We start from the raw sequence: 17593 nt of genomic DNA on the forward strand, positions 1-17593 counted from the left end.
TTAACCCCTCCGTCCGGCCAGATCGACCGGTGGTAGCGGGTACGGCTTGTCGCGCACCGTGACCCAGTCCATGTAATCAGCGCGCATGCCGGGATAGCCGATCATTTTCCACGCGCCCATGTTCTTGTTGCCGCCGTGGGACGGGTCGGCGAAATAGCCGTTGCGCACCTCGTTCAGCAGATTGGTGAAAAACAGCTTCGATGAGATGTCCTCCAGCGCCAGCTTGCCGGCCTCGGCGGCCTTGAGCAGTTCTTCCTGCTGGGGCTGCGACAGCTCGGCGAAGACTTTGCCGGAGAAGGTTTTCTTGCAGTTGGCGTCCATGGCCTTGATGCCGATGCGAAGGGTTTCGCGCAGGTTCAAGCGGCCCTGATAACCGAATTCCGGCGCGGCTTCGAGGAACGGCCCCTGCATGTACCAGATGCCGCCATTGGCGTACGGCGTCTGCATGTGGCGATCAAGAAACTCGGGAACGCCCAGCTCGACGGCGCCCGGGCCGACGTGGTCGGAAGGGATCAGGCGATCACAGGCGGCAATCACAAACGCCCATTCTTCGGGGGTGAAGAAGGTCGGTTTGTAGTCACCAGCGGGTACGGCGGGCAAAACGGAGCCGCTTTGTTTGGCATCGCTGGCTGGGGTCTGGGCGAATGTGCTGGAAGGAAGGCCGGCACTGGCCAGGGTTACGACGGGAATGAGCGTCAGCGACTTGCGTAGAAAATCGCGGCGCGCCGGGGAGGTGTCGTCATCGAACATCGTTCACTTCTCCTGAGACTGAACACGGGTGTGCTTCGTTTTTCTTGTGTTTTCTTCTTATGGATCACCAGGCGCTGCGAGCATTGAAAGTCGAGCGCCGAGGATTCGATTGCCAGCTAATCATTGCCTTGCTAAGCATTCGGGCGTTACTTAACCAGCTATTGCCGCCCTGTACCACCAGGGCGGCGGGGTTAAACGATTCATCAGATCTTGAATTGACCGACCAACGCGCTGAGGTTGCTGCCCAAGCTAGACACGTCGCGCATGGTGCGAGCGCTCTGCTCGGTTTCTTCGGCGAGGTTTTCCACGGCACCGGCGATCTGGTGCACGCTGCGGTTGATCTCTTCGGCGACCGAAGTCTGTTCTTCTGCGGCACTGGCGATCTGCGCGTTCATCGCGTTGATGGTGCCGATCAGGCCAGAGATCGAATCCAGCGAGACGCCCACCTCATTGGTCTGCTGGTTGGCACCCTCGCCCGCTTCGGTGGAACGACGCATGGCTTCGACCGAGGCATGGGTGCCTGTTTCAAGGCGCGTGATCATGCCCTGAATTTCCTGGGTGCTCTGCTGTGTACGACTGGCCAAGGCGCGGACTTCGTCGGCAACGACAGCAAAACCACGTCCCGCTTCACCAGCGCGGGCGGCTTCGATGGCAGCATTGAGCGCCAGCAGGTTGGTCTGCTCGGCGATCGAGCGAATCACATCCAGCACCGAGACGATGGAACGCACGTCCTGTTGCAGGCTGTCGAGGCTGGTGCCGCTGAGGCGAATGTCGTCCACCAGCGAACTCATGCCGGTGATGCTGGTGCCGACCACCTTGCGTGCGGCCTGACCTTGCTGATCGGTTTCCGAGGCCGCTTCGGCGGCACGTTGCGCACTCAAGGCAACTTCCTGCGCGGCGGCGGACATTTCATGGATCGCGGTCGCGACCTGATCGGTTTCTTCACGCTGGCGCTGCATGGCCACCTCGGAGCGCTGTGTCTGCTGAGTCGCCTGCTCCACCAGCCCGGCAAGGTCGGTGGTCATCTGCGCGATCTGCCGGACCATGGCGTGGATCTTGTCGACGAACAGGTTGAACGAGGTGGCCAGATCGCCCAGTTCATCGCGACTGGTGACCACCAGCCGATGAGTCAGGTCGCCGTCGCCGGCGGCGATGTCATCCAGGTTGGACTTGAGCACGCGCAGCGGACGGACGATGCCGTTGGCAGTCCAGATACCGGCAGCGGCAGTCACCAGCAAGAGGATCAGGGTGACGACGAAGACGCTGGCAAGAATGCTGCGAGTGCGGCTGGTGACGGTTTGCTGTTCCAGCACCATGGCCGCATCGATGTCGTCCATGTTGATCGCGCTGCCCAGCACCATGTCCCATTTGTCCAGGTACACGGTGTAACCGAGTTTGGGCACCTGCACCGCTTCATCGCCCGGCTTGGGTGCGGCGTAGTCGATGTAGTGTTTGCCGTTCTTCGCCACTTCCACGAAGGTTTGGTAATGGTAGGAGCCGTCGGGATCACGGGTGTCCCAGAAGCTTTTGCCAACGCCCGCCGGGCTGTCGCCACGGAAGACCCGCACGCCCTTGGTGTCGTAACCGAAGAAGTAACCGTCATCGCCATATTTCATCGGCTTGAGCAGTTCCAGCGCCTTGTCCCGCGCAGCCATGTCACCGGCAGCAGATGCATCGTGCAGTGGCTTGATCGTGGTCAGCGCCACGTCGACGTAATTCTTCAACACCTGGCGATTGCGCTCCACCAGTTGCTCGCGGGTTTCCTTCATTTCCTGATCGGCGCTGCGCTGCAACATCCACGAAGCCACGCCACTGAGAATCAGGGCGAACAGCAACGCGGGAATGATGGCAAGACAGAGCAGCTTGCTCTTGACGGTAAGCTTCATGAGACAAATCACCTCCTGGTCGTGTGGTCTTCCACTATCGGCCGGAGATCATACAACTTGAAACATTATGATAGCAATTTGGCGTCAACGTTCTGACAAACCCCATTTCAGAGGCTTCGCTGACCACGCGAAGGTCACGGCTGGCGCAGTGTTAGCGCTGCATCGACCGCCGGTCGAACCTTGCGATGAGGGAGCGGACAGTTTTCGCAAAACGCCAGGCCGCCCACCAGATAACGCACGCAACAGACCCTTCGCTGTCGCTTCAACTCGGTCTGCCCCGCTACCTTGAGGTAGCGCACCGGTTGATACAGCGGATTGCGGCGCCCGTCTGCAAGGTGCGACGCGTTGAGCAATTCGCGACCGTGGCTCAGATCCGCCCCAGGCATCGCTCCGGCGAGCACACCCGACAACCACTCGAAATAGTTGCCGGCGTTACTCCACAGCACCTTGGGCGAAAGGCGTGTGAGCGCGGCAAGAGTGTCGATGAAGGGCCGCATGTGGCCTTCGAGCAAGTCATCGAAACGCTGGAAAGCGTCGACAGGATTCCCTGACCAGCGCTGCCCCGAACCGGGCAGCTTGAACGCAGCGGGCCTGCCCTGCTCATCCAGCACCAACTGCAGGTCGTCCAGTTGCAGAGGCAGGCGATGATCGAGGATCAGCGAGGCCGCCACCACAGGCGGGATCAGTTTGATGAAGTAGTACTTGGACCAGATCGAGGCCAGCCCGCGTCGGTCGCTATCCGGGAATTGCGCGCCGAAAAGGTCGAGTACCGAATCGAAGGTTTCAGGCGTCAGCAACTTGCGCAGTGGCACACCCGGACGCGGATCGTCCTCAAGCACGAGAACGTCCCGGTAGTGCGCGAAGTCGGCAATGAACAACGGCGCCAGCCCGGGGATCATCGCGTGAATCCCCTGACAGACGCCGCGTGATGGCGGGTGGTGTTAATGAGGCTGACGCCGCGCCAGCACCAGCAACCCCTGTTCCAGCGCGGGAAACAGGCTTTTGTTGAAGTTGTTCCAGCGCAGTTCGAGGATGGTGTCGTCGGGTGCAATTGGCGTGTCCAGCACGTCGAAGATCACTTCACCGGAATCGATGCCGTTGTCGACGTAATGGAACGACGCGCCGGTCATGTCCACCACCGGAATGTCGATGGTTTCGCGGGTTTTCCAGTCGATCACTTTCTTGCCTTGAGCACCGTACAGCGCATCCAGTGTGGCGTAGGCGCCGCGACGCTCGTAGGGCGACTCCAGGCGAGTGATCCCCGGATGGATGTTGACGATCCGACGATGGAAATCGGCACCTGGGCGCACCAGTTCGTCGAGGATCACCAGCAACCCGTCTAGCACCACGACTTCTGCTTGCAGGGCATGCAGATGCTCGCCCAGACGTCGCTCGAAATCCGACTTGCCCGCTGGCCGCTGACTGTCGCCCAGCGGCAGCGCGCGATACGTGGACGGAATGTTTTCCAGCAACTCGTTGACCGAACGCCCTTGAACCTTCAGGTCGGCCGGATAGAACCAGTACTCGCCCTGCCCCGGCGCGAAGCCGTAATCCTTGATGTTTTCGCGGTCGCGCGCCGACTCCGGGTTGTCGTCGCAGATAACCGCTTCCAGCGAGTAGTGGTCGCCCAGCGGCGTATCGTTGAGCGCCTGGACCAAGTACTCCAGCGGCGATTTCATGTAGCGCTTGTCGCCACGGTAATCGACGTACTGACCGGCTTTGTCGGCCGCGCCGTTGCGCAGCGACCAGACGTAAACAAGTTTGGTTTTTTGCATGGATTTCGAACTCATGGAGTATTGAGCAGCGTTTCGCCATTGACGCTTTCGGCCATGGCCACGACCACCTTGCGCTCGCCGCTGAAGGGTTTTCGCGAATGGGCAACAAGCATGTTGTCGAGCATCAGCACATCGCCGGTATTCCAGGGAAAGACCACTTCGCACTCATCGAGCACGCCGCGAATTTCCGCCAGCGCAGCGTCTTCCAGCGGGCTGCCGTCGCCGTAGTAGACGTTGCGCGGCAAGCCCTCCTCACCCACGGTGTCCAGCAGGATTTCCTGCATTTCCGGGTCCAGGTTGGAGAGATGGAACAGGTGCGCCTGATTGAACCAGACCCAGTCTTTTGTGCGCGGGTGCTGCGCCACGCCCTGCACCCGCTGGCGGGTGCGCAGGTCGCCGTCTTCGTTCCAGTCGCACTGGATACCACGCTTGCGGCAATAGTCTTCGACTTCGCTGTGACGGTCGGTGTTGAACACCTGTTGCCAGGTCAGATCCAGGCCGTTGCCGTAATTGCGCACGTACATCAGGCGCTTCTCTTCGAAGCGCTTGCGCAACGCCGGGTCGATGCGGCGGAACACTTCGCGGCTGTCGGCTATGGGCGTCTCGCCGCCACTGGCAGCGGCCTTGGCGCAGTAGAACCAGATGCGCATCGGCCATTCGTTGGTGTACGCCTGTTCGTTGTGCAGCGGGATCGAACGGTGCGCCGGGTATTCGGTGGAGGTGTAGACCCCTTTGCCGTCGACCTGGCTGCGCGGGGTCGAGCCGAATTCGTAGTTGAGCAGCGGATGGCCGAACGCTGCGGCGAAACGCTGGAAGCCTTCGACGCCATCGCTGGCAAATGCGCTGAACAGGATTGCGCCGTCGCGTTCGAGCATCTGCTCGACCACGCCGCGCAGGGATTCGAACTCAGCTGCCAGCGTAGCCCCCGCCTGGCCGGGGTAAACCCGCAGCGGGAAGCCGGTTTCGACGTGGAGCTGGTGTGGCGTAAGCATGCGCATGTTCATGGGCAAGACGCTCCGCAAGCTGGGGAATTTGAATGAATCAGGCCATGGCCTTGCGCAGGCTCAGTGGACGCATGTCGGTCCAGGTGGTTTCGATGTAGTTGAGGCAGGTCTGTTTGTCGCCTTCGACGCCGACGCTTTTCCAGCCTTCGGGGATGGCCTTGTAGTCGGGCCAGATGGAGTACTGCTCTTCGTGGTTGATCACTACGCGGAACTGGGTGTTTTCGCCGTCAAAGCTCATGTGCGGACCTCGTCAATGTCATGTCACCGCGTGCAGGCGGTCTTATCTAGAAGACGATTGAGAGGGCGGGATGATTAGTGGTTTTCTTGAAAAATCCCGGGCTGCGGGGGTTTGGTTGCATATCCGTGGGTTGTGGTGGCGCGTCATATTGCTCTGGCTAACGCCAGACCTGTTTCGCCTACGGCGAGTTACTTGAAAAGACCCCAAGTAACCAAGGGTCCTGGCTCCCTGTCCGGCCCGACTTCGTCGGGTTCCCTCGACTCCGGCATTGCTCCGGGGGCACGCCGCCGACCGGCCATCCCTGGCCGAACGGCGGCTTGCGCGGCATCCATGCCGCGCAGCCCCCTACGCAACGCCTGCGCTCGGCCTSCCAAAGTCGYRATKGGTGTCGTCTGTGATATCTGCGTCCTKCATCRTGCTGGCGCTAACGCGCTTCGTATGCAGGACACGCGATCTACTGTTTGATCGTTCCCACGCTCCGCGTGGTAACGCAGCGACTGACGCTCCGCGTCAGCCTGGACGCGGAGCGTCCTGAACGGCACTGCGCGTATATGCATGCCCCCCCTTGTAGCAGTAGGGCCGGGCGGCGTTCCGTTTGGCCGGCGGTGGCGTATGTGAAATCGCCGCCGCCGGCAAGCCGGACTGCTACAGGTTCGGTGTACGCCGTTGCCGTTGCCGTTGCCGTTGCCGTTGCCGTTGCCGTTGCCGTCGATCTTGATCTTGATCTTCTTACGCAACAGTCCAGACACCACAAATCGCGACTTGGGTGCAGGCTGAACGCAGGTGGCGTGGAGTGGGCCGAGCGGCATGGATGCCGCGAGAGCCGCCCCCGCCATGGATGGCGGATGGCGGATGGCGGCGGGCCCACGGAGCGTCGCCGGAGTGAGGGTACGCTGACGAAGGAAGCGCCAAACCAGGAGCCAGGACACTTGGTTACTTGGTGTCCTTTCAAGTAACTCGCCGACGAAGGAAGCGCCAAACCAGGAGCCAGGACACTTGGTTACTTGGTGTCCTTTCAAGTAACTCGCCGAAGGCGAAACAGGTCTGGCGTTAGCCAGAGCCGTATCAGCCGCCCCGCTATTACGTGGCGTATCCAGATTTCCAGCTGTACACCGAACCCTGTGGGAGACGCTGGAGCTTTGACAGCCCGGGCCGCGGTCGGACGATTGGGGTAGGTCAGGCGGCTCATCTGCAACTGATAAACCGCTATCGCTGCCGTCGTGACCTCCGGCGTCTCCCACAGGAGTTGCGTAAAAATCGAAGGCCGCGTTCGCTCTTGATCTTGCTTCTAAGCGCGCGATATCCCAGACACCACAAATCGCGACTTGGGTGCAGGCTGAACGCAGGTGGCGTGGAGTGGGCCTAGCGGCATGGATGCCGCGAGAGCGCCTTCAGGACATGGATGTCCGTTCGGCGCGGGCCCACGGAGCGTCGCCGAAGTAAAGGTATCCCGACGAAGGAGGAACCCAACCAGGAGCAGGGCCTTTTGGTTACTTTTTGATGGTCCGGCACTCCGGCTCTTGAAAAAGTAACTCGCCGAAGGCGAAACAGGTCTGGCGTTAGCCAGAACACATCAGCGCCAACACAAAAAAAGGGCAGACACGTCAGCCATGTCTGCCCCTTTCCAAAAGCACCAAACCCAAGCGATTACCAGCGGAACGCAACCGTCCCCATCACAGTACGCTCTTCACCCCAGTAGCAACGACCTGCGTTGTTGCAACCACTGACATATTCCTTGTCAAACAGGTTCTTGGCATTCACATCCACCGACCAGTGCTTGTCGATGTCATAGCCCACCAACGCATCCACCAACGTCACATCGCCGGTTTTCAACTTGCCGTACAACGTCGGCGCGGTATACGCGAAGGTATTGTCGAAGTAGCGAATACCACCCCCCAGACGGAACCCACTCAACGGACCATCGAGGAAACGATAAGTCGCCCAGCCCGACGCCTGATTACGCGGAATACCCGTCAGTTGATGATCCTCGACCAGCGACCCCGGCGCATCCTTGGTCACACGCGCATCGGTGTAAGTGTAAGAAGCGGTCAGACTGAGGTTCGGGGTGATGTCGCTATTCGCTTCCAGCTCGATACCCTTGGACTCGCTCTCCCCCACCTGACGACTGAAACCATTGCTGCCCGCAACCACATCGTGGGTCTTGGTCAACTGGAAGACAGCCGCGCTGAAAGTGGTATTCCAGCCGGCCGGCTCAAACTTCAGCCCCGCTTCGTACTGATGGCTCAGGATCGGATCGAGCAGTTCGCCGTTCGGCTGCGAAGACTGTTGCACCGGCGTGAACGCCGTCGAATAGCTGACATATGGCGAAATACCGTTTTCGAACTGGTACATCAGACCGGTCTGCCAACTGAAACGGTGATCCCAGCCATCCAGATCGGCCAGACCGCTGGTGGTACCCGCGCGGTTGCGGTACTTGCTGTTCACGAAGTCCTGACGGCCACCCAACAGGAAGATCCAGTTGTCGTACTTGCTCTGCACCTGGCTGTACAGACCGTACATCTGCTGATCCAGCTGCGAGTTCTGGATGGTCGCGAGCATCCGCGGATTACCCGCCGGGAAGACCGGATTGAAGGCGTTGAACGTACCGCCATTACCGGCTGCCCAGTCCTGGTTGAACGAAGTCCGGTCGTAGCTCGCGCCCAACAACACCGTGTTTTCCAGCGCACCGGAGGTGAAGTGGCCCTCGAACTGGTTGTCCAGGGAGTACGCCATGGACTTGTTGTCACGGTCATACGCGGTGCTGGTCAGGATACTGCCGAAACCGGCGTTGTTCAGGTTGTTCGGCCAGGTTTCATGACGGTCGATCCGTGACTCCATGAAGCGTGAGTTCTGACGGAACTGCCAGGTGTCGTTGATCTGATGGCTGAACTCGTAACCCAGGCTCCAGGCTTCGCGTTCGAAATCGTCCCAGTTCGGGTTGCCATTGAACTGATCCTTGCCGATCTTGCCGTTGACGTTGTTCAGCAATGTGCCGGCCGCCGGATACCCCAGCAGCAGCTTGGTGCGGTCGCGCTGATAGGTTGAAAGCAGCGTCAGCGACGTGTCTTCGTCGAAGTTGAAGGTCATCGACGGCGCGATGTAGAGACGGTCGTCCGGCACCGAGTCAACCTGCGTATCCGAGTTGCGGCCGAGCATCACGATACGACCCAGAATACGGTTGTCGTCGGTCAGGGGGCCGGACACATCCAGGCCCAGCTGGCGACGGTTGTTGCTGCCGTAAGAGAACTTGGCCTCACCCTGCGCGGTTTCGGTCGGGCGTTTGCTGACCAGGTTGACCAGACCCCCTGGCGCGTTTTCGCCGTAGAGGATCGAGCTCGGGCCGCGGAACACTTCAGTACGTTCCAGACCATAAGGCTCGGTGGTGGTGTCGTAACGGTTGCCCTGCAAACGCAGGCCGTCCTTGAGCAGGCCGTAGCCGTAGTCGGTGGCGTTGTAGCCGCGAATGGAGAACAGATCGCCGGCAATGCCATCACCTACCGCGAATGGCGGGGCGAAGATACCCGGCACATAACCGAGGATATCGGTGAGGGTTTGCGAGCCCTGATCCTGAATGCGTTGACGTGTCACAACCGATACAGAACGGGGTGTTTCCGAGAGCGGCGTGCTGGTCTTGGTGCCTGCTGTGCTGTTCTTGACCTGATAGCCGACGTCCGGTTCGACTGCCAGAGATTCACCGGTAATGACCGAATTCTGCAGCTGGATGGTCGACCCTTTTGCCGGCTTGGCGGGGCTGTCCTCTGCCCATGCCGCGCCATGGCAAGCGACCATTGCGACCAGCGCTGCCAAGGCTTTCACCTTGAATTGTTTGTTCTTGTTGCTAGCCATCCGAACTCCCCCTCCCTTTGAAAAAAACCCAGAGCCCCAGCCCTGCATTTTGCTGACAGATGTCAAAAAAGCGTGAAAATGTAACAGAGAAACATTCTCACTACCATTGTTATTATGAATCAAGACGAAGTGCCATCCATGGTCACTTCGCTGATACATTCGGGCGGGATTAACGTTGGCTGACGGCGGCGGAAATGGCGGCGCCGAAGATCTCGGCAATTTGATCGATCTGCGCGGCGGTGACGATCAAAGGCGGGAGGAAACGGATAACACTGGAACGGCGACCACCGACTTCGATGATCAAGCCACGTCGCAGGCACTGACGCTGAATCTTCGAGGCCAGCTCGCCACTTTGCGGGAAGCGACCGAGGACGTCCGGCCGGCCTTCGGGATCGACCATTTCAACTCCGAGCATCAAGCCCATGCCGCGCACATCGCCCATCTGCGGGTAGTCTTTCTGCAGGGCGCGCAGGTGTTTAGCAAGACGCTCACCCATGGCCGCGGCGTGCTGATCCAGCTGTTGTTCGCGCACGATGCGCAGGGTGGTGGAACCGGCGACCATCGCCAGCTGGTTGCCACGGAATGTCCCGGCGTGAGAGCCCGGCTTCCAGACGTCCAGCGACTTGTTGTAGACCACCACCGCCATCGGCTGGCTGCCGCCGATGGCCTTGGACAACACCAGCACATCTGGAACGATGTCGGCGTGCTGAAAAGCAAATGGTTTGCCGGTGCGCGCCACGCCACACTGGATTTCATCGAGGATCAACGGCACGCCAGCCTCGCGGGTGATGCGCCGGACTTCGCGCAACCAGTTGGCCGACGTCGGTACCACCCCGCCCTCTCCTTGCAGGGTTTCGAGGATCATCCCGGCTGGCGGGAGTACGCCGCTTTCAGGGTCGGTCAACTGGTTTTCGATGTAGTGCAGACCGATGCGTTCGCCCGTCTCACCGCCCACGCCAAACGGGCAGCGATAGTCGTACGGGAATGGCAGAAATTGCGCGCTGGAGGCCAGGCCACCCAGATATGCCTTCGGCCCCAGATTGCCCATCAGGCCCAACGCGCCCTGGGTCATGCCGTGATACGCCCCGTGGAAGGCCATCATGTTGCTGCGCCCGGTGGCGGTGCGTACCAGTTTCATCGCCGCCTCCACCGCGTCGGTGCCTGCCGGGCCGCAGAACTGGATACGTGCATCTTTGGCGAACTCTGGCGGCAGCAACGCGAACAGTTCATTGATGAACTCGTCCTTGGCCTCGGTCATCAGGTCCAGCGTGTGCAACGGACGTTGACCGTCGAGCAGGCTGCGCATCGACTGCACCACTTCAGGGTGGTTGTGCCCCAGCGCCAGGGTGCCGGCGCCGGCCAGGCAATCGATGAACCAGCGGCCCTCGCTGTCTTGAACATGAATGCCTTGAGCGCGCTTGAGCTCCAGAGGAATGCGCCGTGGATAGCTGCGCGCATTGGATTCCACCGCCGCCTGACGATCCAGCCGCGGGGTGGGCGCGAAGCGGTAATCGGCGTTGGCCAGTGCCGCGTCAGGTGTCAGCTCGGCAATCGGCGTCACGTTGTGTTGGCTATGCATATTCCTGCTCCTGGAAATCGTGTGACTGAGGTCGTTCGTTGACTTGCGCGAGGGCCTCGGCAAGTTGAGTGATGAACTGCTGATCACGGACTATCGAAAAGTGGTCGGCATCGATCCAGGCCGAAACCTGCAAGCGCCCACCCATGCCCTGCTCCAGAAGAGCCGGTGCGTTATCGTTATTTTCCGGGGAACGCTCGGCCCACCAGGCGTACACAGGCACGCCAGAGGTGTGGATTTCCCGGCACTGATTGGCGAGTTGGCGCATGTGTCTCTCGACACCGAGCAGTTGTTGCCAGTGCTCGTCGCTGTCTGCTTCTGCGTCGCCATCGGTAAGGTTTTCAGGCATCGAATCAGGCATCGCAGGACGCGGTTGACCGGCGCCAGGTACGTAGCCGTCGATCAGACCGACGAACTCCACGCGCTTGCCCAGGCGGGTCAACAGCCGGGCCATTTCCAGCACCATGGTGCCGCCCATCGACCAGCCGATCAGGCGATAGGCCCCGCACGGTTGTTGCTCCAACAGGGCCTTCACGTAGTCGCGAGCCATCTGTTCGATGGAGCTGTCGCGCCAGTTGCCAGCCAGCACCTGACGGTTTTGAATGCCCCAGACGTCCCACTGCGCGGACAGGCGACGTGCCAATGCGTAATAACCGACAACGGTGCCGCTGACCGGATGCACGCAGAACACTGGCGGCTTGTCGCTGGCGCCGCTGCTGAGGCGAATCAGTGGATTCGGCGCGCCGTTGCTGTTGGCGGGATGAGCGGGAACAGCAGGCGCCTGCGGCACTGGCAGGCTGGCCAGCAACTCCGTCAGTGCCGCAAGGTAAGCCGCTTGCAGGCGCTCGATGGTCTGGCGATGGTAACGCTGGCCACTGAAACGGAACGTGAGCCCCAACTGTCCGGCGAACACCTGACCGTTGATTTCCAGCTCCCGATTGAGCGGCGTGGCAGGATCGACCAAAGCCCCGGCGGACACCTTGGACGGCGCAAAACGACCGTCGCCCAAATCCTGATCGAACTGGCCGAGGTAGTTGAACACCACTTTCGGTTCCGGCAATTCGGCGAGTTGCTGACGCACCGAGTCGTTACCCAGATAACGCAGCAGGCCGAAGCCGACGCCTTTGTCTGGCAGGCCGCGCAGCATCGTGCGGACCTGTTCGACGGTTTGCCTGATCGTGGTCGCAGTCTTGACTCGCACCGGATACAGGCTGGTGAACCAGCCCACGGTACGGCCGACATCCAGCCCTTCGGACAACGCCTCACGACCATGGCCTTCCAGCGCGACGAGGTTGTCACTTTGGCCGGTCCAGCCGTTCAAAGCCTGGGCCAATGCAGCCAACAGAATCTCATCCATCCGTGCATCCAGCGCCGCCGGGGCTTCACGCAATAGCCGCCGTGTCTGCTCTGCGTCCAGCAGCAATTCGCATTGCTCAAGGTCTTGCTGAGTGGCGCGACCGTTCGCGTCGTCCACTGGCCATACTGCGTCGTCTGCACTTGCGATCAACTCAAGCCACTGCGCGGGCTCGGCCTCTCGCTCTGGAGCCTGCGCCGCTTGGACCAGATGCTGCGCCCAGCGCTGGTAGCTGCTGGATTTCGGCCCCAGATTCACGGCGCTTTGCGATGCCAGTTGCGCATAGGCGCGGGCCAGGTCTTCGAGCAGCACTCGCCAGGACACGCCGTCCACCACCAGGTGATGGGCGACCAGCAACAGGCGCTGAGCTTGCGGCATCTCTGCCAGTACCAGTCGCAGCAACGGGCCGCTTTGCAGATCGAGGCTGCGTTGAGCCTGCTCACACAATCTGACCAGCGCTGCGTCGTCAGCCACGTCGCGCACCCAGAGGCTGTCCGGCGCCGGGCTTTCACGATAGTCCTGCTGCCAGGTCCCGTCATTCAACGGACGGAAACTCAGGTTAAGGCCGTCGTGATGCTGCAACACGGCGTCCAGCGCGCGGCCCAGCAGCGGTGCTTCAACCGGACGCTGCACGTCCAGTAGCAGCGCCTGGTTGAAGTGCCCGCGATGGGTCATCGGTTGTTCGAAGAAATGCGCCTGAATCGGCGTCAGTGGCACTGCTCCTCTTGGGGTTTCATCGATCAAGACCGCAGCACTCGCCTCGACCTCTATCAGACGCAGCGCCAGATCCTTGAGTCGCGGGTGACTGAACACGTCTTTGGGCACCAGCTTCAGACCGGCCTGACGCAGACGAGTGATGATCGCCAGCGATTGGATCGAGTCGCCGCCCAGCTCGAAGAAGCTGTCCGAACGACCGATGCTTTCCACGCCCAACAACTGTTGCCAGACCCGAGCCAGTTGCTCCTCACGGTCGCCCTGCGGCGCTTCGAAGGTCTGGCTGTTGATTTGCGGATCAGGCAGCGCGTTGCGATCCAGTTTGCCGTTCGGCAGCTGTGGTAGACGCTCCATGACGATGATGTGATGCGGCACCATGTATTCCGGCAGCGTGCCCTTGAGCTGTTGCTTCAAGTCATCCTCGCTCAGGCCGTTGCCGCCGACGTAACCCAGCAGGCGCTTGCCACTGGGTCCATCACGCACGATGACCAAGGCTTCGCGCACACCTGCGCAGCTCTTCAACGCAGCCTCGATCTCGCCAGCCTCGATGCGGAAACCGCGAATCTTGATCTGGTGGTCGATACGGCCCAGATATTCCAGCAAGCCTTCGCTGTTCAAGCGCACGCGGTCGCCGCTGCGATAGATGCGTTCGCCTGCGCGGAACGGGTGCGGCAGGAAGCGTTCGGCGGTGGCGCCCGGACGATCCAGATACCCCCGCGCTACTGCCCCGCCCAGATACAGTTCACCGGCAATGCCTTGTGGCAGCGGATTGAGATCCGCGTCCATCACGTAACCCTGACGATCCCCCACCAGATCCCCGATTGGCGCATAGGCGGTGGTGAAGTCGGCGGTTTCCGATGACGCCAGCCACAAGGTCGGCGTGACCACGGTCTCAGTCGGGCCATAACCATTGATGATCCACAGCGGCTGCAGATTACGGATTACGTCATGCAGCATTTCGCGGCTGAAGGCTTCACCGGCGAAGCAGTAGGTTTTCACCCCCGGCCCTTTGCCTTGCAGACCTGCCCAGTCGGACAGCTGACGCAGGTAGCTCGGTGGGAACGAAGCCACCGTGATGCCTTCNGCAGTAGGTTTTCACCCCCGGCCCTTTGCCTTGCAGACCTGCCCAGTCGGACAGCTGACGCAGGTAGCTCGGTGGGAACGAAGCCACCGTGATGCCTTCGCGAATCAACGTATCGTAGGTTTGCTCGACGCTCCACAGTTCCTGATCGCGCAAGACGACACGAGCGCCGTAACACATCGGCATCATCCAGCCTTCGTGAGCGCCGTCGAAGCTGATCGAGAGGAAGTGGAATTTGCGGTCATCCGAGGTGAAGCGATAACGCTCGCCGATGGTCTGGATGTGCATCGAGATATCGGCGTGGGCGATGGCTGCGCCCTTCGGCTTGCCGGTCGAGCCCGAGGTGTAAATCAGATAGGCCAGTTGTTGCGGATGAATCACCACATCCGGTGCAGTTTCCGGTTCAGCCGAGACATCCAGTTGATCCAGATTGAGCAGCGGCACGTCGCCCACCGGCACACGATCCAGCGCCGCGTCGTGGGAGATCAGCAACTTCACGCCGCCGTCTTCAAGCATGTAGCGCAGGCGTTCGGTCGGGTAATCCGGATCGAGCGGAATGTACGCGCCACCGGCTTTCAGCACGGCAAAGAACGACAACCACAGATCGACACCGCGCTCCATGGCAATCGCCACCCGCACTTCGGTGCCGATGCCGCGAGCACGCAGGGCATGGGCCAATTGGTTGGCGCGGCGGTCGAACTCGGCGAAGGTCAGGCGCTGTTCGCCGTGCACCAACGCGATAGCGTCGGGGCGCAGACGCGCATGGTCGGCGATCAGCTCGTGGATCGGGCGATCGACGTACGGCGAGAATGGCGGTGTATTCCATCGATCCAGCGCCGCGAGGTCTGCCTCGCTGAGCAATGGCAGGTCACCGATGGCAGTCTGTGGCTGAGCGCAAACGGCGTTCAATACCGTCAGCAACTGGCCGTACAGACGCTCGACCGTCGAGGCGTCGAACAGATCGGTCGCGTAGTCCAGATAACCGCTGATGCGGCCGTCCTGATGTTCGAAAGTGCCGAGCACCAGGTCGAACTGCGCGCCCTTGATGTCCCACTGCTGCGTTTCGATGCTCAGGCCGTCGAACTGCAACAGCGACATGTCCGGTTGCTGCTGGTGGTTGTAGCTGACCTGAAACAACGGATTGACGCTCAGACTGCGCGCTGGTTGCAGCGCTTCCACCAGTTGCTCGAACGGCAGGTCCTGATGGGCGTGGGCGCCCAGCAGATTGTCCTTCACTTGAGCCAGCAACTGAGTGAATGGCTGATCGCCGCTGACCTGGGCACGCAACACCAGAGTGTTGACGAAGAAGCCGATCAGGCCCTGGGTCTGCACCTCTGCACGCCCCGCCACCGGCACGCCGATGCGCAGGTCGCGCTGGCCGCTGAGGCGATACAGCAGCGTGTCGAACGATGCCAAGAACAGCATGAACAGCGTGGCGTCGTGAGCTCGGGCGGTATGACGCAGCTTGTCGGCCAGATCCTGCGGCAGCACGAATGCGTGACGCCCGCCCTTGCCATCGCGCTCGGCCGGACGCGAACGGTCGGCGGGCAATTCCAGCACAGGTTGTTCGTCACCCAAGGCTTCACGCCACCAGCTCAACTGCCGCTCGCGTTCACGGCCGCTAAGGTAGCCGCGCTGCCACCCGGCGTAGTCGGCGTATTGCACGCTCAGGTCCGGCAACTGCGCATCGCCGCCTTGGGCAAAGGCCCGGTACAGCTGGGCGAAGTCTTCGAGCATGACTTGCACCGACCAACCATCGGAGATGATGTGGTGCATGCACAGCAGCAGCCGCCACTGATCGTCCGCAATACGAACCAGGCCGACACGCCATGGCGCGCGCTCGGCATCGAGGTCGAATGGCTGATTCATGAAGGCATGGGCCAGTGCGGCGAAATCGTCCTCGGGCGTAGCGCTGTTGCGCAGGTCATGGCGTTCGATGCTCACGCTGCCAGTCGGCAGAATGCGCTGCAACGGAACACCTTGGTCGCCCCCTGAAAGCTCAGCCGGACGAAAGCAGGTGCGCAGGCTTTCATGACGGGCCGCCAGCGCATCGAAACTGCGCTGCAAGGCGTCGAGATGCAGCGCCCCGTTGAGATTTAGCACACACGGCAAGTTGTACGCGGTGCTTTCCGGCTCCAGTTGCGCAAGGAACCACAAGCGCTGTTGAGCGAACGACTGCGGCGCGAACTCACGCTCGCTGCGCGGCAGCAGTACCGGCATCGCCGCAAGCTCGGCGCGGGTGTTCAGGTAATTCGCCAAGTCAGCCAGCACCGGCGACTCGAACAAGGCGCGCAGCGGCAACTCCAGCTTGAGCTCACGCCGGATCTGCGCCACTAGTTGGATGCCAAGCAGCGAATGCCCGCCCAGTTCAAAGAAATTGTCCTGGCGGCCGACTTGTTGAACGTCCAGCAAGTTCTGCCATAACTCGGCCAGCTCGCTTTCCACGCCGTCCGAAGGCGCTTCGAATGCACGCTGCTGCAGTTGCGGCTCCGGGAGTGCCTTGCGATCCAGCTTGCCGTTGGCCGACAGCGGGAATTTGTCCAGCGTCACCAGATGCGCGGGGACCATGTAGTCCGGCAGGCGGTATTTCAACCGGGTGCGCAGTTGCTCTTCATCGAACCTCTCTGCGACCAGATAGCCCACCAACTGCATGCCGGTTTCCAGTTGGCGCGCCACGACGACTGCCTCGCTGACGCCGGGATGATCCAGTAGCGCCGATTCGATCTCGCCGATTTCCACACGCAGACCGCGCAGTTTGATCTGATGGTCCAGACGGCCCAGGTATTCCACTGCGCCGTCGGCACGCCAGCGCGCCAGGTCTCCCGTGCGATACAGGCGTTCGCCGTCACCGAATGGGCTGGCAACGAAACGCTCGGCGGTCAGAGCTGGGCGCTGGTGATAACCACGGGCGAGACCGTCGCCGCCAATGTACAACTCGCCCGGTACGCCGATGGGTTGCGGATTGAGGCGGCTGTCGAGAATGTGGATCTGCAGGTTGGCAATCGGCTGACCGATGGGCACAGACGCGCCCGGTTCGCTGCGGCAGGTCCAGTGGGTGACGTCGATGGCCGCCTCGGTCGGCCCGTAGAGGTTGAACAGCCCCGCATTGGGCAGGCGTTGCAGGGTTTCCCGCGCCAGATCTGCGGGCAGCGCTTCACCGCTGCAGACGATGCGTTTCAATGACGAGCAGCCAGACAAATCGTCCTGAGCCATGAACGCAGCCAGCATCGAAGGTACAAAGTGCAGGGTGCTGATCTGCTGCTGTTCGATCAAAGCGGTGAGCAGAGCAGGATCACGATGATCCCCCGGCTGCGCCATGACCAGACGCGCGCCGACCATCAGCGGCCAGAAGAACTCCCACACCGAAAC

At 61.2% G+C, this 17593-nt stretch carries 10 protein-coding genes; all 10 read right to left on the reverse strand.

Annotation, left to right across the window (positions count from 1 at the left end; genetic code table 11):
* Positions 1-750, reverse strand: coding sequence for a gluconate 2-dehydrogenase subunit 3 family protein (locus BWR59_RS31335; RefSeq protein WP_081569551.1), 750 nt, complete (start codon positions 748-750; stop codon positions 1-3).
* A 203-nt stretch (positions 751-953) separates the two neighbouring features.
* The gene (locus BWR59_RS31340) at positions 954-2636 is read right to left on the reverse strand and encodes a methyl-accepting chemotaxis protein (RefSeq protein WP_081569552.1); all 1683 of its coding nucleotides are present in this window, start codon (positions 2634-2636) and stop codon (positions 954-956) included.
* A gap of 134 nt (positions 2637-2770) precedes the next feature.
* Positions 2771-3535: a siderophore-iron reductase FhuF gene (fhuF, locus tag BWR59_RS31345; protein WP_081569553.1), complete on the reverse strand. Its 765-nt coding sequence runs from the start codon at positions 3533-3535 to the stop codon at positions 2771-2773.
* Between the two features lie 42 nt (positions 3536-3577).
* Positions 3578-4411 (reverse strand): formyltransferase family protein, encoded by an 834-nt coding sequence (locus tag BWR59_RS31350; protein WP_081569554.1) that lies wholly within the window; start codon positions 4409-4411, stop codon positions 3578-3580.
* A gap of 11 nt (positions 4412-4422) precedes the next feature.
* Positions 4423-5403, reverse strand: coding sequence for a TauD/TfdA family dioxygenase (locus tag BWR59_RS31355; RefSeq protein WP_230982129.1), 981 nt, complete (start codon positions 5401-5403; stop codon positions 4423-4425).
* A 49-nt stretch (positions 5404-5452) separates the two neighbouring features.
* Complete coding sequence (locus BWR59_RS31360) at positions 5453-5653, reverse strand: MbtH family NRPS accessory protein (RefSeq protein WP_081569556.1); 201 nt, start codon at positions 5651-5653, stop codon at positions 5453-5455.
* Between the two features lie 1647 nt (positions 5654-7300).
* On the reverse strand, positions 7301-9499 hold the full coding sequence (locus BWR59_RS31370) for a TonB-dependent siderophore receptor (protein ID WP_230982130.1): 2199 nt from the start codon (positions 9497-9499) through the stop codon (positions 7301-7303).
* Positions 9500-9668: 169 nt separating this feature from the next.
* Positions 9669-11078: an aspartate aminotransferase family protein gene (locus BWR59_RS31375; RefSeq protein ID WP_081569559.1), complete on the reverse strand. Its 1410-nt coding sequence runs from the start codon at positions 11076-11078 to the stop codon at positions 9669-9671.
* Positions 11071-14214 (reverse strand): condensation domain-containing protein, encoded by a 3144-nt coding sequence (locus BWR59_RS33015; protein ID WP_230982131.1) that lies wholly within the window; start codon positions 14212-14214, stop codon positions 11071-11073. The genes BWR59_RS31375 and BWR59_RS33015 overlap by 8 nt, the downstream gene beginning before the upstream one ends.
* On the reverse strand, positions 14117-17593 hold a 3477-nt coding region (locus BWR59_RS33020), incomplete at its 5' end, for a condensation domain-containing protein (RefSeq protein ID WP_230982132.1). The genes BWR59_RS33015 and BWR59_RS33020, both read right to left, overlap by 98 nt.

This window comes from Pseudomonas sp. Bc-h (assembly GCF_002080045.1).
Lineage (GTDB): Bacteria > Pseudomonadota > Gammaproteobacteria > Pseudomonadales > Pseudomonadaceae > Aquipseudomonas.

Coding starts and splice junctions, on each gene's coding strand:
- BWR59_RS31335 (WP_081569551.1), bottom strand. CDS start 750: ATGTTCGATGACGACACCTCCCCGGCGCGCCGCGATTTTCTACGCAAG.
- BWR59_RS31340 (WP_081569552.1), bottom strand. CDS start 2,636: ATGAAGCTTACCGTCAAGAGCAAGCTGCTCTGTCTTGCCATCATTCCC.
- fhuF (WP_081569553.1), bottom strand. CDS start 3,535: ATGATCCCCGGGCTGGCGCCGTTGTTCATTGCCGACTTCGCGCACTAC.
- BWR59_RS31350 (WP_081569554.1), bottom strand. CDS start 4,411: ATGCAAAAAACCAAACTTGTTTACGTCTGGTCGCTGCGCAACGGCGCG.
- BWR59_RS31355 (WP_230982129.1), bottom strand. CDS start 5,403: ATGCTTACGCCACACCAGCTCCACGTCGAAACCGGCTTCCCGCTGCGG.
- BWR59_RS31360 (WP_081569556.1), bottom strand. CDS start 5,653: ATGAGCTTTGACGGCGAAAACACCCAGTTCCGCGTAGTGATCAACCAC.
- BWR59_RS31370 (WP_230982130.1), bottom strand. CDS start 9,499: ATGGCTAGCAACAAGAACAAACAATTCAAGGTGAAAGCCTTGGCAGCG.
- BWR59_RS31375 (WP_081569559.1), bottom strand. CDS start 11,078: ATGCATAGCCAACACAACGTGACGCCGATTGCCGAGCTGACACCTGAC.